Origin of the sequence: Streptomyces sp. NPDC028635 (assembly GCF_040637635.1) — a bacterium.
In the GTDB taxonomy this organism is placed as follows: domain Bacteria; phylum Actinomycetota; class Actinomycetes; order Streptomycetales; family Streptomycetaceae; genus Streptomyces.
Genome location: NZ_JBEZWX010000029.1, coordinates 20,282 through 39,353, shown reverse-complemented (window position 1 = coordinate 39,353; position 19,072 = coordinate 20,282). Strand labels below are relative to the sequence as shown.

Below are 19,072 nucleotides of genomic sequence, written 5' to 3'. Positions count from 1 at the left end.
GCCCCCGGCCCGTCCGCCACCGATCAGCCAGCAGCCGCTGCAACCCCAGGGAGCGTTGTGTCCCGTCGCCTGTTCACCTCGGAGTCCGTGACCGAGGGTCACCCCGACAAGATCGCTGACCAGATCAGCGACACCATTCTCGATGCGCTCCTGCGCGAGGACCCGTCCTCCCGTGTCGCCGTCGAGACGCTGATCACCACCGGCCTGGTCCACGTGGCCGGAGAGGTCACCACCAAGGCCTACGCGGACATCGCCACCCTGGTCCGCAACAAGATCCTCGAGATCGGCTACGACTCCTCCAAGAAGGGCTTCGACGGCGCCTCCTGCGGTGTGTCGGTGTCCATCGGCGCCCAGTCCCCGGACATCGCACAGGGCGTGGACACGGCCTACGAGACCCGGGTCGAGGGCGACGAGGACGAGCTGGACCGGCAGGGCGCGGGCGACCAGGGCCTGATGTTCGGCTACGCGTCCGACGAGACGCCGACCCTGATGCCGCTGCCGATCTTCCTGGCGCACCGCCTGTCCAAGCGCCTCTCGGACGTGCGCAAGAACGGCACGATCCCCTACCTGCGCCCGGACGGCAAGACGCAGGTCACCATCGAGTACGACGGCGAGAAGGCGGTCCGCCTCGACACCGTCGTGGTCTCCTCGCAGCACGCCTCCGACATCGACCTCGAGTCGCTGCTCGCCCCCGACATCCGCGAGTTCGTCGTGGAGCCGGAGCTGAAGGCCCTGCTGGACGAGGGCATCAAGCTGGACACCGAGGGCTACCGCCTGCTGGTCAACCCCACCGGCCGCTTCGAGATCGGCGGCCCGATGGGCGACGCGGGCCTCACCGGCCGCAAGATCATCATCGACACCTACGGCGGCATGGCCCGCCACGGCGGCGGCGCCTTCTCCGGCAAGGACCCGTCCAAGGTCGACCGCTCGGCGGCGTACGCGATGCGCTGGGTCGCGAAGAACGTCGTCGCCGCGGGTCTCGCGTCCCGCTGCGAGGTGCAGGTCGCGTACGCGATCGGCAAGGCCGAGCCGGTGGGTCTGTTCGTGGAGACCTTCGGCACCGAGAAGGTCGACGTCGAGAAGATCGAGCAGGCCATCGACGAGGTCTTCGACCTGCGTCCGGCCGCGATCATCCGCGACCTGGACCTGCTGCGCCCGATCTACGCCCAGACGGCCGCGTACGGTCACTTCGGCCGTGAGCTGGCCGACTTCACGTGGGAGCGCACCGACCGCGTGGACGCGCTGCGCAAGGCCGCCGGCCTGTAAGCGGCGTCCGGCGTCACCGAGGCCCGGTTCCCCGTGGGGGAGCCGGGCCTCCGGCGTGTCCCCGGGCCGCCCGCCGGCGGATCCTGCTGGTGTCCTCGGGGCTGCGCCGGGCGTGCACCGGTCCGCGCCCCGGGCGGTCGGGACGCGGTTGCCGTGCGTCGCTCTGCGCCTGGGGTGGCCGGGATGTGCTTGCCGTGGCTCGCTCTGGGCCCGGGGCCTGGGCGCCGGGCCTTCGGGCGGTGCGGAGCTGTCCGGGGCGGGGGTGCGGGCTGGCGCCCGGTGGGGTGGGGGCGGGGACCGGTTGGTGCTGGGAGGGGGCGCGGGCGGCCGGTGCCGGGAGGGGGAGGGTGCGGGTGGGCGTCGCTGTCAGTGGGGTTTGGTAAGAATGCAAGCGTGAGCAGCGAGAACGGGACGGGTGGCGGGGGCGCCGAGGGGGCGCCGCCGGAGCAGCTCGCGCTCATTCGGGAGGGCGTGCGCAAGGCCAAGGAGCCGCGGGCCAAGCCGCGGACCTGGCGGGGCGCCGCACTCGCGCCCACGCTGCCGGTCGCGCGGGTCCTCGTCGACAAGGGCGTGCTCCACCTCGACCGGTACTTCGACTACGCCGTGCCCGCCGAGCTGGACGCCGAAGCGCAGCCCGGCGTGCGGGTGCGCGTCCGCTTCGGGGCCGGGCGGCACCGGGTGCGCGAGGGGAGGCGCGAGGGCGGCGGACTGATCGACGGCTTCCTCATCGAACGGCTCCCCGAGTCCGACTACTCCGGACCCCTCGCCGCGCTCGCCCAGGTCGTCTCACCCGAACCCGTGCTCGGCGCCGAGCTGCTCTCCCTCGCCAGGGCCGTCGCCGACCGGTACGCGGGCAGCCTCGCCGACGTCCTGCAGCTCGCCGTACCGCCGCGCAGCGCGCGGGCCGAGCAGCGGCCCTCGCCCGAGCCGCTGCCCCCGCCACCGGCCCCCGAGCCGGGCTCCTGGGTCCGATACGAGCGGGGGGCCGCCTTCCTGGAGGCGCTCGCCGCGGGGAACGCGCCGCGCGCGGTGTGGAACGCGCTGCCGGGACCGCAGTGGAGCGACGAGCTGGTCCGCGCCGTCGCCGCCACGCTGGCCTCCGGACGCGGTGCCCTCGTCGTCCTGCCGGACGGCCGTGCCGTGGCCCGCGTCGACGCCGCCCTGACCGCCCTGCTCGGCGAGGGACGGCACGCGGTCCTCACCGCCGACGCCGGGCCGGAGAAGCGGTACCGGGAGTGGCTCGCCGTGCGCCGCGGGTCCGTGCGAGCCGTGCTCGGCACCCGTGCCGCCATGTTCGCGCCGGTACGGGACCTGGGCCTGGTCGCCCTCTGGGACGACGGCGACGACAGCCACAGCGAACAGCACGCCCCGCAGCCGCACGCCCGCGAGGTACTGCTGCTGCGCGCCGCCCAGGACAAGTGCGCCTTCCTGCTCGGCGGCTGGAGCTGCACCGTGGAGGCCGCGCAGCTCGTGGAGAGCGGCTGGGCCCGGCCGGTCGTCGCCCTGCGCGAGCAGGTGCGGACCGCCGCGCCGCTCGTACGGACCGTCGGCGACAGCGACCTCGCCCGGGACGAGGCCGCCCGCGCGGCCCGGCTGCCGACGCTCGCCTGGCAGGTGGCCCGTGAGGGACTGCGGCACGGTCCGGTGCTGGTGCAGGTGCCCCGCCGCGGTTACGTGCCCCGGATGGCCTGCGCGCAGTGCCGTGAGCCCGCGCGCTGCAGGCACTGCGCGGGCCCGCTGGAGGCGCGGGACGGAGCGGGCGGCGGCGGGTCGCTGTGGTGCGGCTGGTGCGGGCGCGAGGAGACGCGCTGGCACTGCCCCGAGTGCGGCTCCTTCCGGCTGCGCGCCCAGGTCGTCGGAGCACGGCGTACGGCCGAGGAGCTGGGCCGGGCGTTCCCGGCCGTCCCGGTGCGCACCTCGGGCCGCGAGCATGTCCTGGACACCGTGCCGGCCGCGCCCGCGCTGGTGGTGAGCACGCCCGGTGCGGAACCCGTCGCCGAGGGCGGCTACGCGGCGGCGCTGCTGCTGGACGGCTGGGCGATGCTCGGCCGGCCCGATCTGCGTGCGGAGGAGGACGCGCTGCGGCGCTGGATCGCGGCGGCCGCGCTGGTGCGGCCGCAGAGCGCCGGCGGGACCGTCGCCGTCGTCGCGGAGGCCACCGCGCGGCCGGTGCAGGCGCTGGTGCGCTGGGACCCCGTCGGGCACGCGGTGCGCGAACTCGCCGAGCGGGCCGAACTGGGCTTCCCGCCGGTGTCGCGCATGGCGGCGGTGTCGGGACCGGTGGCGGCGCTGACGGACTTCCTCGGCGCGGTGGACCTGCCCAAGGCGGCGGAGGTGCTGGGACCGGTCCCCGTTCCGGTCACCGCACCGGGGCGGCAGCGGCGGCCCGGTGCGCCGCCACCGGGAGAGCACTGGGAGCGGGCGCTGATCCGTGTGCCCCCGGGCAGCGGGGCGGCACTGGCCGCCGCGCTGAAGGCCGCGCAGGCGGCGCGCATGGCGCGAGGGGGCGGCGAGCCGGTCTGGGTACGGATCGACCCGCCGGACATCGGGTGACCCTCCGGGGAACCGGTCCGCCGCGCATCGGGTGAGTGGCCGGGCGCGCACCGCCCCGCCCGGCATCGGACAGCCGTCTGCCCTCCCGGAGACTCCGGAAGGGCAGTTGACGGTGTTGGTCCGTGCCACAGCACGCGGGCGCCGCGCGGGCGTCAGCCGTTGCGCGGGGCGGGGAACGCTGTCGTCGGCCTGGCGTCGTCCCGAAGGGAGGTGCTGCCCGCCGTCGGCTGGGTCGGCATGGAGCGGGCGGCCGGGACCGTGGGCACGACCGGGATGCCCGTGCCCACGTTCACCGTGCGGCTGCCCGCCGACTCCGGGGCGCGCTCGGCCTCGGTCGCGGTCTGCGCGGGGGCGCGGCGCGAGCCGTAACGCCGGTGGACGGCCTGCTTGGTGACGCCGAGCGCGGAGCCCACCGCGTCCCACGAGAAACCGAGTGAGCGGTCGAAGTCGACCGCGGCCGTCACGAGGGTCTCGACGCTGTCCCGCAGTTCCTGGGCGAGGCGGACCGTCGGGGCGGGAGCGCGTCCGTAGACGACGAACCCCGTGGAGGGGCCGGAGCGGCGCGGGCGGTAGACGTTGCCCAGCTGAGCGGTGAGCGTGCGCAGGGCGTCCACCTGCCGGCGGACCCGCTCGATGTCCCGCACCAGCAAGTGCAGGCTGGCCCGGGCCTGGGCGTCGTGGGTTGCGTGGTCGGCCATGAACAAGCCTCTCGAACCGGCGATGAAGAGAAGGGGGTCAACTCCTTCTTGACCAACGCGGGATCGCTCCGGGGGTCACGCAGTGGGGGCGTGCGGGCATATGACTGCGCCCCTGGAGGGCGGCCCTGCCGCCCACGGCCGACCGGCGAAGCCCGGAACGATGGCCACGGTGCCCGGCGAAGCCCTGAACGATGGCCATGGTGCTCGGCGAAGCCCTGAACGATGGCCATGGTGCTCGGCGACGCCCGGAACGATGGCCACGGCGCTCGGCGAGCCCCTGAAACGATCGGCCCTGGCGACCGGCAAGGCCCCCGGAACGATCGGCCACGCGACCGGCGAAGCCCCGGTGACGATCGGCCGCGGCGCTCGACGGCGGCCCTCGGACGATGGGCCACGGCGGCTGACCCGGCATGGTCATAGACTGGTGCGCTGCCCGTCGCACGTCTGTCGTCCGAGAGGTTCGAACCCGCCCATGAAGCTCGTCTTCGCCGGTACCCCCGAGGTCGCCGTTCCCGCTCTGGACGCTCTGCTCGCCTCCGGGCGCCACGAGGTGGCCGCCGTCGTCACACGGCCCGACGCGCCGGCCGGGCGGGGCCGCAGGCTGGTGGCGTCACCCGTGGCGGAGCGGGCGGAGGAGGCCGGGATCGAGGTGCTGAAGCCCGTCAAGCCGCGCGATCCGGAGTTCCTGGAGCGGCTGAAGCAGATCGCCCCCGACTGCTGCCCCGTCGTCGCCTATGGCGCCCTGCTGCCCCGGGCCGCGCTCGACATCCCCGCGCACGGCTGGGTCAACCTGCACTTCTCGCTGCTGCCCGCCTGGCGCGGCGCCGCCCCCGTGCAGCACTCCCTCATGGCCGGCGACCAGATCACGGGCGCGTCCACCTTCCTCATCGAGGAGGGACTCGACTCCGGTCCCGTCTACGGCACCGTCACCGAGGAGATCCGGCCCACCGACACCAGCGGCGACCTGCTCACCCGGCTCGCCTTCGCCGGCGCCGGGCTGCTCGCCGCGACCATGGACGGCATCGAGGACGGCACGCTGAAGGCCGTACCGCAGCCCGCCGAGGGCGTCACCCTGGCCCCGAAGATCACCGTCGAGGACGCCCGTGTCGACTGGGCCGCGCCCGCCCTGCGCGTCGACCGGATCGTGCGCGGCTGCACCCCGGCCCCCGGCGCCTGGACGACCTTCCGCGGCGAGCGGCTGAAGCTCATTCAGGTCGCGCTGCTGACCGACCGCACCGACCTCGCCCCCGGCGCCCTCGACATCGGCAAGAACCACGTCCACGTCGGTACCGGTTCGCACGCCGTGGAGCTGCTGTGGGTGCAGGCCCAGGGCAAGAAGCCGATGCGCGCGGCGGACTGGGCGCGCGGTGTGCGGATCGGCGCGGGGGAGACCCTCGGCGCGTAACGCGGCGACCTGCGGGACGTAGGCTGGACGGACAGCCCGTTCTGACATCCGGAGCACCTTTTTCGTGAGCGACACCCCCGGCACCTCCCGCAGGCCGCGCAAGCCCGCCAAGCCCTACCGCCGTCCTCAGAGGGACCCCGTGCGCATCCTCGCCTTCGAGGCGCTGCGCGCGGTGGACGAGCGCGACGCCTACGCCAACCTCGTGCTGCCCCCGCTGCTGCGCAAGGCGCGGGAGCAGGAGGGACCCGAGAAGTTCGACGCGCGGGACGCGGCCCTGGCCACCGAGCTGGTCTACGGCACGCTGCGCCGTCAGGGCACGTACGACGCCGTCATCGCGGCCTGCGTCGACCGGCCGCTGCGCGAGGTGGACCCGCCGGTGCTGGACGTGCTGAGCCTCGGCGCGCACCAGCTGCTCGGCACCCGCATCCCGACGCACGCCGCCGTGTCCTCGACGGTGGAGCTCGCCCGGGTGGTGCTCGGCGACGGCCGGGCCAAGTTCGTCAACGCCGTCCTGCGCAAGGTGGCCCAGCGCGACTTCGACGCCTGGCTCGCCGAGGTCGCCCCGCCCTACGACGACGACCCCGAGGACCACCTCGCCGTCGTGCACGCGCACCCGCGCTGGGTCGTCTCCGCGCTCTGGGACTCCCTCGGCGGCGGCCGTGAGGGCATCGAGCGGCTGCTGGCGGCCGACAACGAGCGGCCCGAGGTCACCCTGGTCGCCCGGCCCGGCCGGGCCACCGCCGAAGAGCTGCTGCGCGAGGAGGCCGCGGTGGCGGGCCGCTGGTCGCCGTACGCCGTGCGGCTCACCGAGGGCGGCGAGCCGGGGGCCGTGGAAGCCGTGCGCGAGGGACGCGCGGGCGTACAGGACGAAGGCAGCCAGCTGGTCGCGCTGGCGCTCGCGAACGCGCCCGTCGAGGGCCGCGACCGGCTCTGGCTGGACGGCTGCGCGGGCCCCGGCGGCAAGGCCGCCCTCCTCGGCGCCCTCGCGGCCGAGCGCGACGCCCTGCTGCTGGCCTCGGAGAAGCAGCCCCACCGCGCCGGCCTGGTGGCCAAGGCGCTCGCCGGCAACCCGGGGCCGTACCAGGTCATCGCCGCGGACGGCACTCGGCCGGCCTGGCGCCCCGGCAGCTTCGACCGGGTGCTCGTGGACGTGCCCTGCACCGGCCTCGGCGCCCTGCGCCGGCGCCCCGAGGCCCGCTGGCGCCGCCGCCCCGAGGACCTCGACGCCTTCGCACCCCTCCAGCGCGGCCTGCTGCGCACGGCCCTGGAGTCGGTACGCGTCGGAGGCGTCGTCGGCTACGCCACCTGCTCCCCGCACCTGGCCGAGACGAGGGCCGTCGTGTCCGACGTGCTCAAGCAGTTCCCGGACACCCAGCTGCTCGACGCCCGCCCCCTCCTCCCGGACGTGCCGGACCTCGGCGACGGCCCGGACATCCAGCTCTGGCCCCACCTCCACGGCACGGACGCCATGTATCTGGCGCTCATCCGCCGGACCGGCTGACCTCGGTCTGTCTCGGTACGGGCGTACCGTCGCGGTCTGCCAGGCGGTGCGGCCACCACACCTTCCTGCCCACGTCCAGGAGGAGTGAGGTGACCAGCACCGACCGGACCACCAGGGTGTCCAGCAGGACGCCGAGGGCGACCGCGAAGCCGATCTCCGCGAAGCCCACCATGGGCAGGGTGCCCAGCGCCGCGAAGGTGCCCGCGAGGACCAGGCCCGCCGAGGTGATCACGGCACCGGTGGCGGCGAGGGCCGTCACCACGCCCGGCCGGGTGCCCTGGCGGATCGCCTCCTCGCGGACGCGGGTGGTCAGGAAGATGTTGTAGTCGATGCCGAGGGCCACCAGGAACACGAAGACGAACAGCGGGAAGGACACGTCCTCGCCCGCGTAGTGGAAGACGTGCCGGAACGCCAGCGCGCTCAGGCCCAGTGCGGAGGCCAGCGACAGCACCACCGTGCCGACCAGCAGCAGCGGGGCCACCAGCGCGCGCAGCAGGACACCGAGCACGAGCAGCACGACGGTCAGGACGAGCGGGATGACCAGGTAGTTGTCGTGGGTCTGGGCGTTGTCCATGTCCAGCAGGGCCGCCGTGCCGCCGCCCACCCGCGCGTCGGCTCCGGGCACGGCGTGCACGGCGTCACGGACCCGCTGCACGGTCGCCTTCGCGGCGGAGCTGTCGGCCGGGTCCCGCATGGTGGCCTCGAACAGCACCTTGCCGTCGTGCACCGGCGCGGCACCCGGCGGCACGCCGATGCTGGTCGGTACGACCGCCGGGTCCGCCGCGACCGTGCGGCCCACCCGCTCGGCCTGCGCCGCGTCGGAGACGACGACGAGGGGATCGCCGGTGCCCGCCGGGAAGTAGCGGGCCGACACCTGCTGGCCGACGATCGAGTCCGGTTTGTTGGTGAAGGCGTCCGCGTTCGGGATGCCCGACGCCCGCAGCTGCAGCAGTCCGAGCGACAGGACCGCCAGCACCACCGCCGTCACGCTCCACACCAGGCGCGGACGCCGGGCGATCCGCCGGCCCATGCGGGCCCACACACCCCGCTCGGTCGGATCGGCCGAGCCGAAGCGCGGGATCACCGGCCAGAAGATCCAGTGGCCCAGGCACACCAGCAGGGCCGGGAACAGCGTCAGCATCGTCAGAAGGGCGACCAGCACACCGATCGCGGCCACCGGGCCCAGGCCGCGCGTCGAGTTCATCTCGGCCACCAGCAGCACGAGCATGCTCAGGACGACCGTGGCGCCCGAGGCCAGGACCGCCGGGCCCGCCCGGTTCAGGGCGCGGCGCATCGCCACGTGCCGGTCCTCGGCCCGGCGCAGCTCCTCTCTGTAACGGGCGACGAGCAGCAGCGCGTAGTCCGTGCCGGCGCCGAAGACGAGCACGGTCAGGATGCCCGCGCTCTGCCCGTTCACGGTCAGGCCGGCGTGCCGGGCCAGCAGGTAGATCAGCGCCTGGGCGGTGAACAGGGCGACCACCACGCTGATCAGCGGCACGAAGAGCAGGACGGGGCTGCGATAGGTCAGCAGCAGCATCACGATGACCACGGCCATCGCCGAGAACAGCAGCGTGGAGTCGATGCCCTCGAAGGCTTTGGCGAAGTCGGCCGACGTCCCCCCGGGCCCGGTGATGTGCACGGCGAGTCCGGCGCCGCCGTCGCCCACCCGGTCGCGGATCGAGTCGACCGCCGGCGAGATGCGCTGCCAGCCGGAGGCGTCCATCGTGATCGGCACGTAGATCTGGGCGGCCCGCGGTGCGGTGGGCCGGTCGAAGAGGGGGCCGCGGGTCTCGAGCCCGCGCACGCCGTGGTCGTGCAGGGTGCGCAGCTGGGCCACGTCCTGGGTGATCTGCTGCCGGTCGCGCACGGTGAGGCCGCCGTCGCGGGCGTAGACGACGACGGCGGGGATCTGCTCCGGGCGGAAGTCCTCGGAGAGGTTCAGCACCTGGGTCGACTCCGCCGAGCCGGGCAGCCACGACTGGGCGTCGTTGTCCTGGGCGTCCGTGAGCTTCTGCGCGAGGGGCGCCACCACGAAGAGCACGAGCAGCCACAGCGCGACGACGACCCACTTCGCTTTCCGGCCGCAGACGAGATGGGCGATGTTCCGCTTCGTTGTCATGCCGACTCCCCAGGTGCGCGCCTGCGAGAGGAGCTGCGGGAACCGCGCGACCGGCCGCGAACGGTCCGCGGGTTACAAACCACCCTCGCCGCCGCCACCGGTGCTCGCAACCGACACGGGGCATGGCAGGCTTAGGCCATGGCCGTGCAGATCAACCCCAGCATCCTGTCCGCCGACTTCGCCCGCCTCGCGGACGAGGCGAAGGCGGTGGAGGGAGCCGACTGGCTCCACGTCGACGTCATGGACAACCATTTCGTCCCCAATCTCACGCTCGGCGTGCCGATCGTGGAGTCCCTGGCCCGTGCGACGGACACCCCGCTGGACTGCCACCTGATGATCGAGGACCCCGACCGCTGGGCGCCCCAGTACGTCGAGGCCGGTGCCGGGTCCGTGACCTTCCACGTCGAGGCGGCCGCCGCGCCGGTGCGGCTCGCCCGGGAGATCCGCGCCAAGGGCGCCCGCGCCTCCATGGCGCTGAAGCCGGCGACGCCGATCGAGCCGTACGAGGATCTGCTGCCCGAACTGGACATGCTGCTGATCATGACGGTCGAGCCGGGCTTCGGCGGGCAGGCCTTCCTGGACATCATGCTGCCCAAGATCCGCCGCACCCGTGAGCTGATCGGCAAGCACGGCCTCCAGCTCTGGCTCCAGGTCGACGGCGGAGTCTCGGCGTCCACCATCGAGCGGTGCGCCGACGCCGGCGCCGACGTCTTCGTCGCCGGGTCCGCCGTCTACGGGGCGCAGGACCCCGCCGACGCGGTCCGTGCCCTGCGCCGCCGGGCGGAGTCGGCCACCGCCGAGGCGAGCTGGGCATGCGACCACTGACCGACGGATACGTGAACGACCGCCATCAGGGCTGATCGACCGCGCCGGATCTGCAAGGATGAACGGCGAATCCAGAGTGTGAACAGCAGTGAGGAGAACGCCGTGTCGGGTATGTCGGCGGGCCGGTCAGCCATGCGGATGGGACCCGCTGAGCTGGTGCAGGCGGCGGCCATGGCCCGCCGCTTCTACCTCGAGGGCAAGTCCAAGATCCAGATCGCGGAGGAGTTCGGCGTCAGCCGCTTCAAGGTGGCCCGGGTCCTGGAGACGGCCCTCGAACGCGACCTCGTACGCATCGAGATCCGCGTGCCGGCCGAACTGGACGCCGAGCGCTCCGACGCGCTCCGCGCCCGCTACGGCCTCCGGCACGCCGTCGTGGTCGAGTCCCCGCCCGAGTCGGAGGAGACCCCCGACCCGGAGAACCTGGGCGAGGTCGCCGCCGACCTGCTCGGCGAGCTGGTGAACGAGGGGGACGTCCTGGGCCTGGCCTGGGGCCGGTCCACCATCCACATGGCCGCGGCCCTCGACCGGCTGCCGCCCTGCACGGTCGTGCAGCTGACCGGCGTGTACGACGCCGGGACCGCCGAGCGCGGCTCGGTGGAGGCCGTGCGCCGCGCCGCACAGGTCTCCGGCGGTGACGCCCACCCCATCTACGCGCCGATGCTGCTGCCGGACGCGGCCACCGCGGCGGCGCTGCGCAACCAGACCGGGATCGCCCGGGCCTTCGAGTACTTCGACAAGGTCACGGTCGCCTGCGTCTCCATCGGTTCCTGGGAGCCGGGCATCTCCACCGTGCACGACATGCTCTCCGAGGAGGAGCGCGCCCACTACGCCTCGCTCGGCGTGGCCGCCGAGATGTCCGCGCACCTCTTCGACGCCGAGGGCCGCCGCGTCGGGCGGGACCTGGGGGAGCGGTGCATCACGGTCAAGGCCGACCAGCTGCGCCGTATCCCGGAGGTCGTGGCGATCGCGGGCGGGCAGCGCAAGGCGTCGGCGATCGACGCGGTGCTGCGGTCCGGACTCGTCACCAGCCTGGTGACGGACACCTCCGCCGCCGACTATCTGATGACCGCGGGCCCCACGCCGAAGCCGGCGCTCAACCGCGCGGACCCCGACGGGGTCTGACGACGCGTCGGACGGGGCCGGCCGTGGCAGCATCAGGGGCATGCTGCTGCGGTGTGTCCCCCGGGTGCTGCTGTGCGTCCTCGCCCTGCTGGTCGGGTGCTCCCCGGCCCAGGGCACCTCGACCGGCCCGCCCTGGGCGAAGGGCATGGCCACCGTCAAGGCGGCCGAGCTGCCGGCCGAGGCCCGGCGCACGCTCGTCCTCATCGACCGGGGCGGCCCCTTCCCGTACACCAGGGACGGGGTCGTCTTCGGCAACGTCGAGGGGCGGCTGCCGCGGCAACCGCGCGGCTACTACCACGAGTACACCGTCCCGACGCCGGGCTCGCGCGACCGCGGGGCCCGGCGCCTCGTCACCGGACAGGGCGGCGAGACGTACTACACCGACGACCACTACGACTCGTTCAGGGCGGTACTGAGATGACGCAGGCCCTGGTCACCCTGGACCTCGGCGGGGTCACGGACAAGGCGGCCCTGATGGACCGCTGCGCCCGGGACCTGCGGCTGCCCGACTGGTTCGGCCGCAACTGGGACGCCCTCGCCGACGTGCTCTCCGACCCCGGGCTGTGGCCCGGGGACGCCGAGCCGCTGGTCGTCGTGCGGAACTGGCGGCCGTACGCGCAGGCGCGCCCCGACGAGTGGGACACGGCGCGGGAGGTGTTCTCACAGGCCACTGCCGTCACGGTGGCACTCGTCCTCGGATGATCCTCCAAAGGCGCCCCTGACCAGCCTGGACGAACCGACTGTGCCCCGGGGTCCGGCCGGCGTGGGAGAATGAAGTACGTGCTCTTTCCCCTTGGCACACCTGCCAGGGGGTCACCTCTGAACGACTGGGATGTGCAGCACGTGCGTTTCCTCAACGACATCCAGCCCCCGTACGACCTGACGTACGACGACGTCTTCATGGTGCCGAGCCGCTCCGCGGTCGGCTCGCGTCAGGGCGTGGACCTCAGCTCCCCGGACGGCACGGGCACCACCATCCCGCTCGTCGTCGCCAACATGACCGCCATCGCCGGCCGCCGCATGGCCGAGACGGTGGCCCGCCGCGGCGGCCTCGTGGTGATCCCGCAGGACATCCCGATCGAGGTCGTCACCGAGGTCGTCTCCTGGGTCAAGAGCCGCCACGTCGTGCTGGACACCCCGATCGTGCTGGCCCCCCACCAGACCGTCGCCGACGCCCTCGCCCTGCTGCCCAAGCGGTCGCACAACGCCGGGGTCGTCGTCGACGAGGAGCAGCGGCCCATCGGTGTCGTCACCGACGCCGACCTGTCCGGCGTGGACCGCTTCACGCAGCTCGAGGTCGTCATGTCCAAGGACCTGCTGCTGCTCGACGCGGACATCGACCCGCGCGAGGCCTTCAACACCCTCGACCACCACAACCGGCGCTACGCCCCGGCCGTGGACCAGGACGGCCGCCTCGCCGGCATCCTCACCCGCAAGGGCGCCCTGCGCGCCACCCTGTACACCCCGGCCGTGGACGCGAAGGGCAAGCTGCGCATCGCCGCCGCCGTCGGCATCAACGGTGACGTCGCGGGCAAGGCCAAGCAGCTGCTGGACGCGGGCGTCGACACCCTCGTCATCGACACCGCGCACGGCCACCAGGAGTCGATGATCAGCGCCGTCAGGCTGGTGCGCGCGCTCGACCCGCAGGTGCCGATCGTGGCGGGCAACATCGTCGCCGCCGAGGGCGTCAAGGACCTCATCGACGCCGGCGCGGACATCATCAAGGTCGGTGTCGGCCCCGGCGCCATGTGCACCACCCGCATGATGACCGGTGTGGGCCGGCCGCAGTTCTCCGCCGTCCTGGAGTGCGCCGCCGAGGCGAAGAAGTACGGCAAGCACGTGTGGGCCGACGGCGGCGTCCGCCACCCCCGCGACGTGGCCATGGCCCTCGCGGCCGGGGCGTCCAACGTCATGATCGGCTCCTGGTTCGCCGGCACCTACGAGTCCCCGGGCGACCTCCAGCACGACGCCCAGGGCCGTGCCTACAAGGAGTCCTTCGGCATGGCCTCCGCGCGCGCCGTGCGCAACCGCACGTCCGAGGAGTCGGCCTACGACCGCGCCCGCAAGGCGCTGTTCGAGGAGGGCATCTCCACCTCCCGCATGTTCCTCGACCCGGCCCGCCCGGGCGTCGAGGACCTGATCGACTCGGTCATCGCGGGCGTCCGCTCCTCCTGCACCTACGCCGGCGCCAACAACCTGGAGGAGTTCGCCGACCGCGCGATCGTCGGCATCCAGAGCGCCGCCGGCTACGCCGAGGGCAAGCCGCTGCACGCCAGCTGGAGCTGACCCGCCAACTCCGGCAGTCTCGGCCCCCGTTGAAAAACGGGGGCCGTTCGCGTCCCCGGGCCGTACCGTCGTCGTATGGAGATCACCGTCTGCAGGGCCGCCGACGTGGCCCTCCTCGACCAGCACATCGGATCCCCGGGCGCGTCCTCGTCCCACGCCGTGCGCTACGCCCGCCAGCAGGCCGGGCAGGGCACCTATCTCGTCGCCTGGCTCGAGGGACGGCCCGTCGGGCACGCGGAGATGCGCTGGATCGGCTGCGGCGCCCCCGAGGTGCGCCGGGCGGCGCCGGGCTGCCCGGAACTCAACGGGCTGGCCGTCTGGCCGGAACACCTGCGCTCCCGGGGCATCGGCAGCGCCCTGATCCGGGCGGCCGAGGACCTCGCCCGCGAGCGCGGCGTGCCACGCACCGGCATGGGCGTCGCCCGGAACAACCGGCGCGCATCCGCGCTGTACGCGCGGCTCGGTTACCGCCCGCTGACCGACTACCTCGACCGCTGGACGTATCAGGACGACGACGGCGAGACCCGTGCGCGCGTCGACCCGTGCACCTTCCTCGTCAAGCGGCTCGCGACCTGCTGAAACGGGTGCATGTGCAATGGTCGAAACCCCTGGCGCAACGAAAACCCGTCCGACCCGGAGCAACGCAACGATCATGCGGATGCACGCAAGGTTGCTGCATTACAGCGGCAACGTCCGGCCTCATAGAGTGTCGCGCTGAACGTGGTGTGGCGGGGACCCCGCTCGGTGGTTCCCGTGGGATGGGGTGCCGCCGGTCTCCGCCCCCTGAACGGCAGCGATAAGGAGCCGCGCGTGCTCGACCAAGGCGCACCCCCGCAGAACAGCACCACCCGGACCGCCCCCGTCTCCCCGCTGGGCGGCCTCATGCGCCGCAAGCCCGTGGAGCGCCTGGTCGCCGAGGGCGGCCACGGAGAGGGAGGCAGCCTCCGCCGCTCCCTCGGGCTGTGGCAGCTGACCATGATCAGCATCGGTGCCACCCTCGGCACCGGCATCTTCGTCGTCCTCGGCGAGGCCGTCCCCAAGGCGGGCCCGGCCGTCACCCTGTCGTTCGTCATAGCCGGCCTCACCGCCCTCTTCTCGGCCCTGTCGTACGCCGAGCTGGCGGGCACCATCCCGGTCGCCGGCTCCTCCTACTCGTACGCCTACGCCACCATGGGCGAGCTGATCGCCTGGGTCTGCGGCTGGTGCCTGCTGCTGGAGTACGGCGTCTCGGTCGCCGCCGTGGCCGTCGGCTGGGGCGAGTACCTGAACGAGCTGCTGGACGGCACCATCGGCGTGACCATCCCGGCCGCCTTCGCCAACCCGCCCGGCGTCGACGGCGGCATCTTCAACCTGCCGGCCCTCATCGTCGTCGTCCTCGCCATGGTGTTCCTGCTCGGCGGCGCCAAGGAGTCCGCACGGGCCAACACCATCATGGTGTGCGTGAAGATCGCCGCGCTGATCCTGTTCTGCGCCATCGGCTTCATGGGCTTCAAGTCCGGCAACTACTCCCACTTCATGCCGCTCGGCATGGCCGGCGTCAGCGCGGCCGGCGCCACGCTGTTCTTCTCCTACATCGGCTTCGACGCCGCCTCCACCGCGGGCGAGGAGGCCAAGAACGCCCAGCGCGACCTGCCCCGAGCGATCATCCTCTCCCTGGTCATCGTGACCGCCCTGTACGTGCTGGTCGCCGCCGTCGCCGTCGGCGCGAAGCCGTGGCGGAAGTTCAACGACTCCGAGGCCGCGCTCGCCCAGATCATGACGGACGTCACCGGCCAGAGCTTCTGGGGCACCCTGCTGGCGTTCTGCGCGGTGATCGCCATCGCCAGCGTCGTCCTGACCGTGCTCTACGGCCAGACCCGCATCCTGTTCGCCATGTCCCGCGACGGGCTGGTGCCCAAGATCTTCGCCAAGGTCAACCCGAAGACCGGCGCGCCGCGCGCCAACACGGTGATCGTCTCCCTGTTCTGCGGTGTCCTCGCCGCGGCGATCCCGCTCGGCCAGCTCGCCGACGCCACCAGCATCGGCACGCTCTTCGCCTTCGCGCTGGTCAACGTCGCCGTAGTGATCCTGCGCCGCACCCGCCCCGAGATGAACCGCACCTTCCGCGTGCCGCTGTCCCCGGTCCTGCCCGCCCTGGGCTTCGCCTTCTGCGTCTGGATGATGGGCAGCCTCTCCACCGTCACCTGGGTGGTCTTCGGTGTCTGGATGGCCGTCGGGCTCGTGTTCTACTTCAGTTACGGCTACCGCCGCTCCCGACTCGCCGTGCCTGACCAGAAGTGAAGTGAACAACCGCCCGTGCTGAACGATCTCGACGAACGCATCGTGCACGCCCTCGCCGAGGACGCCCGCCGCTCCTACGCGGACATCGGGCAGCTCGTCGGCCTGTCCGCGCCCGCCGTCAAGCGGCGCGTGGACAGGCTGCGGGCCACCGGAGCCATCACCGGCTTCACCGTCCGCGTCGACCCGGCGGCCCTCGGCTGGGAGACCGAGGGGTTCGTCGAGATCTACTGCCGCCGCAACACCTCACCGGACACCATCAAGCGGGGCCTGGAGCGGTACCAGGAGGTCGTGGCCGCGTCGACCGTCACCGGCGACGCGGACGCCGTCGCCCAGGTCTTCGCCTCCGACATGCGCCACTTCGAGCGCGTCCTGGAGCGCATCGCGGGAGAGCCGTTCGTGGAACGCACGAAGTCGGTCCTCGTCCTCTCCCCGCTGCTGCGCCGCTTCTCGTCGGGCTCCCCGACGTGACGCTCCGCCGGTGACGCCGGGCTCGTGTCGTCGGTCGTCCGCGGCTACGTCGTGGCCGGTCGCGCAGTTCCCCGCGCCCCTTTCGGGGCGCGTTCGCCCACCGCCGACAGCATGCGCCGCACGACCAGCGCGTGCGCGCCCGAGCCGATGACGAGCCGGCGGTAGACGGACCCCGCCGGCCCGGGGAACCGGGCCCGGGTGACGGCCCGCACCCTCGTGTGACCGGAAGCCACCGCCTCCAGCCGGAAGATCAGCGCGTACGACGCGAACCGGTGCCGCCCCACCAAGGTCAACTCCCGCCCCGGGTCCGCGACGGCCACCCGGAAGCCGCGCAGCGTCGCCCCCTGGGCCGGCGGCCGGGGCCCGGACGCCGCACGGTCGGCGCACCCCAGCAGCCGCACCACGCGCCCCCAGCGGCCCCCGGAGCCCTCCAGTACCTCACCCAGCCCGCGCCAGACGGCGTCCGGCTCCGCCGCCACGAGCACCGAGTGCTCGTCGACGAACGGCAGGGCGAGAATCTCGGCGTCCTTCATCACAGGGCCCCTTCGCACGGCAGTCGGCTCCTCCCCGGCAGTCTCCCGCGAGGCCGCCACGTGCCACCTCCTCCACCGGACCGACCCCTTCCCCCGTACGGCGGAGACGCGGGCCCGGCGCCTCCTCCCCGGGAACCACCTGTACGCCCGCGCCCGCCGGGCCTACCATCGCTGCCATGACCTGGCGACATTGATCCTCCCGCCGCGCCTCCCGAGGGCCGCCTCGGACGCCGCACGTCCGGCGTCCGATCGGTCCCTGCGGGAAGGCCTCATGACTCACTCACGCGCGCAACGGCTCGCGCTCACCCTGTACGCGTACGCGTTCCTGGACGACTGCGTCCTGCTCTACCCCGTGTACGCGCTGCTCTTCACCGACACCGGCCTGTCGGTCGGCCAGATCTCCTCCCTGTTCGCGCTCTGGTCGGCGACCGGCGTCCTGCTGGAGGTCCCCTCCGGCGCCTGGGCCGACGCGGTCTCCCGCCGGCTGCTGCTGTGGCTCGGCCCGCTGCTGACGGCGGCCGGCTTCACCCTGTGGGTGCTGCACCCGGCGTACTGGTCCTTCGCCCTCGGCTTCGTCCTGTGGGGCACCCGCGGTGCCCTGGCCTCCGGTGCCCTGGAGGCCCTGATCCACGACGAGCTCGACCGGCTCGGCGCGGCCGACCGCTATCCCCGGCTGATGGGGCGCGCCCGGGCGGCCGGACTGCTCGGTGTGATGACCGCGACGGCTCTGGCCGGACCCGTGCTGCGGGCCGGCGGCTACCCGGCGGTCGGCGCGGCCAGCGTCCTGGCCTGCCTGCTGACGACCGCCGTCGCCACGGGCTTCCCGGAACACCGGCACACGGCCGCGGGGCCTTCGGAAGGCTGGTCGGCGATCCTGCGCTCCGGCCTGGCGACGGTCCGCGCGAACCGCCGGGTCCGGGCGGCGGTGCTGCTGGTCCCTGCGGTGTCGGCGATCTGGGGCGCGCTCGACGAGTACACACCGCTGCTGGTCCGCGAGACGGGGGTGCCGGAGGTGTCGGTCCCCTTCTTCCTCCTCCTCATCTGGGCCGGCGCCACGGCGGGCGGCCTGCTCACCGGCCCGTGCGCCCGCCTGGGCTCACGCGGCCTGGCGACGGTGCTCGCAGCGGGAGCGCTGGCCCTGTCCACGGGCGCGCTGGCCCGGGCCCCGGCCGGGCTGCCCCTGATCGCCCTCTCCTTCGGCGCCTTCCAACTGGCGACGGTCCTGGCCGACGCCCGTCTCCAGCGACGCCTGGACGACACCACCCGCGCGACGGTGACGTCCCTGGCGGGCCTCGGCACCGACCTGACCACGATCGCGGTCTACGGCACCTACGCGGCCCTGACGACCCAGTCCAGCCACGCGGTGACCTTCGCGGCACTGGCGGCGCCGTACCTCCTCACATCAGCGCTGCTGCTGCGGGGGCAGGCACCCGCAGCGACGACTGCCGGCAGCCGCGTACGGCGGTGAGGGGACGGGGTGGGGGGTGTCCGCCCGCAGCGGCCGGCACCGGCACAGGGCACCCCTGTCGGAAACGGCCGGCCGGACCGAGGACGGACACCCCCCACCCCGGCCCCGACCCACAACGAACCGCAGGTGCGACACCAGCCCACCACGCACCGCGACGGGCCGCCGCAGGCACAAAAGGGGCGCGGGGAACGGCGCGACCAGCCACAACAAACCCGCACAGGCCGCCGCAGGCAACGGCGACAAGCCACAACGAAGCCGCAGGCAACGGCGACAAGCCACAACGAAGCCGCAGGCAACGGCGACAAGCCACAACGAAGCCGCAGTCCACGGCGACGAGCCACAACGAACCCGCAGTCGACGGCGACCAGCCACAACGAACCCACAGACGACAACGCACCGCCGGATGGCACCGCGCAACGATTCGCCGCCCACCCCCCACCCCACGCAACATTCCGCTCACCGCCGCGCAACGGCGACGCCTTGTCCCGCCCGCGCAGCCGACCGTACCGTCTAGAAGGCCCCCGACCCCCTCCGTACCGGTGAGGAAC

16 protein-coding genes are annotated in these 19,072 nt (G+C 73.5%); 13 read left to right on the top strand and 3 right to left on the bottom strand.

Features of this window, described 5'->3' with window-relative positions:
- The first annotated feature begins 57 nt into the window (after positions 1–57).
- Positions 58–1,266, top strand: coding sequence for a methionine adenosyltransferase (metK, locus tag AB0E88_RS26190; RefSeq protein ID WP_361635045.1), 1,209 nt, complete (start codon positions 58–60; stop codon positions 1,264–1,266).
- Positions 1,267–1,659: 393 nt separating this feature from the next.
- A complete protein-coding gene (locus AB0E88_RS26185; RefSeq protein ID WP_361635042.1) occupies positions 1,660–3,819 on the top strand; it encodes a primosomal protein N' in 2,160 nt (719 codons plus the stop codon).
- A gap of 152 nt (positions 3,820–3,971) precedes the next feature.
- Here AB0E88_RS26185 and AB0E88_RS26180 read toward each other — a convergent pair whose 3' ends face one another.
- A complete protein-coding gene (locus AB0E88_RS26180) occupies positions 3,972–4,517 on the bottom strand; it encodes a hypothetical protein (protein WP_361635040.1) in 546 nt (181 codons plus the stop codon).
- A gap of 472 nt (positions 4,518–4,989) precedes the next feature.
- Here AB0E88_RS26180 and fmt point away from each other — a divergent pair, with 472 nt between their 5' ends.
- Both fmt and AB0E88_RS26170 read left to right on the top strand, forming a co-directional pair.
- Positions 4,990–5,922, top strand: coding sequence for a methionyl-tRNA formyltransferase (gene fmt / locus AB0E88_RS26175; protein ID WP_361635037.1), 933 nt, complete (start codon positions 4,990–4,992; stop codon positions 5,920–5,922).
- Between the two features lie 64 nt (positions 5,923–5,986).
- Positions 5,987–7,423 carry a transcription antitermination factor NusB gene (locus tag AB0E88_RS26170; RefSeq protein ID WP_361635034.1) on the top strand — a complete coding sequence of 479 codons (1,437 nt, stop codon included), beginning with the start codon at positions 5,987–5,989 and terminating at the stop codon, positions 7,421–7,423.
- Here the strand turns inward: AB0E88_RS26170 and AB0E88_RS26165 are convergent.
- Complete coding sequence (locus AB0E88_RS26165; RefSeq protein WP_361635031.1) at positions 7,404–9,542, bottom strand: MMPL family transporter; 2,139 nt, start codon at positions 9,540–9,542, stop codon at positions 7,404–7,406. The genes AB0E88_RS26170 and AB0E88_RS26165 overlap by 20 nt on opposite strands.
- A gap of 138 nt (positions 9,543–9,680) precedes the next feature.
- Between AB0E88_RS26165 and rpe the strand changes: the two genes are divergently transcribed.
- The 8 genes from rpe (at position 9,681) to AB0E88_RS26125 (ending at position 16,523) form a co-directional block, all read left to right on the top strand.
- Positions 9,681–10,367 carry a ribulose-phosphate 3-epimerase gene (gene rpe, locus AB0E88_RS26160; RefSeq protein WP_361635028.1) on the top strand — a complete coding sequence of 229 codons (687 nt, stop codon included), beginning with the start codon at positions 9,681–9,683 and terminating at the stop codon, positions 10,365–10,367.
- A 78-nt stretch (positions 10,368–10,445) separates the two neighbouring features.
- Positions 10,446–11,489 (top strand): sugar-binding domain-containing protein, encoded by a 1,044-nt coding sequence (locus tag AB0E88_RS26155; RefSeq protein WP_361635025.1) that lies wholly within the window; start codon positions 10,446–10,448, stop codon positions 11,487–11,489.
- A gap of 40 nt (positions 11,490–11,529) precedes the next feature.
- Entirely contained in the window at positions 11,530–11,910 is a 381-nt protein-coding gene (locus AB0E88_RS26150) for a ribonuclease domain-containing protein (protein WP_361635022.1), read from the top strand.
- Entirely contained in the window at positions 11,907–12,191 is a 285-nt protein-coding gene (locus tag AB0E88_RS26145; protein WP_361635020.1) for a barstar family protein, read from the top strand. The genes AB0E88_RS26150 and AB0E88_RS26145 overlap by 4 nt, the downstream gene beginning before the upstream one ends.
- 141 nt (positions 12,192–12,332) lie before the next feature.
- Positions 12,333–13,775, top strand: coding sequence for a GuaB1 family IMP dehydrogenase-related protein (locus tag AB0E88_RS26140; RefSeq protein ID WP_361635158.1), 1,443 nt, complete (start codon positions 12,333–12,335; stop codon positions 13,773–13,775).
- Between the two features lie 75 nt (positions 13,776–13,850).
- Positions 13,851–14,354, top strand: coding sequence for a GNAT family N-acetyltransferase (locus AB0E88_RS26135; protein WP_361635017.1), 504 nt, complete (start codon positions 13,851–13,853; stop codon positions 14,352–14,354).
- 231 nt (positions 14,355–14,585) lie between these two features.
- Positions 14,586–16,055: an amino acid permease gene (locus AB0E88_RS26130; RefSeq protein ID WP_361635014.1), complete on the top strand. Its 1,470-nt coding sequence runs from the start codon at positions 14,586–14,588 to the stop codon at positions 16,053–16,055.
- Between the two features lie 15 nt (positions 16,056–16,070).
- Positions 16,071–16,523: an Lrp/AsnC family transcriptional regulator gene (locus AB0E88_RS26125; protein WP_361635011.1), complete on the top strand. Its 453-nt coding sequence runs from the start codon at positions 16,071–16,073 to the stop codon at positions 16,521–16,523.
- Between the two features lie 44 nt (positions 16,524–16,567).
- Here the strand turns inward: AB0E88_RS26125 and AB0E88_RS26120 are convergent, their stop codons facing one another.
- The gene (locus AB0E88_RS26120) at positions 16,568–17,056 is read right to left on the bottom strand and encodes a hypothetical protein (protein ID WP_361635008.1); all 489 of its coding nucleotides are present in this window, start codon (positions 17,054–17,056) and stop codon (positions 16,568–16,570) included.
- Positions 17,057–17,327: 271 nt separating this feature from the next.
- Between AB0E88_RS26120 and AB0E88_RS26115 the strand changes: the two genes are divergently transcribed.
- The gene (locus AB0E88_RS26115; protein WP_361635005.1) at positions 17,328–18,524 is read left to right on the top strand and encodes an MFS transporter; all 1,197 of its coding nucleotides are present in this window, start codon (positions 17,328–17,330) and stop codon (positions 18,522–18,524) included.
- Positions 18,525–19,072 lie beyond the last annotated feature (548 nt).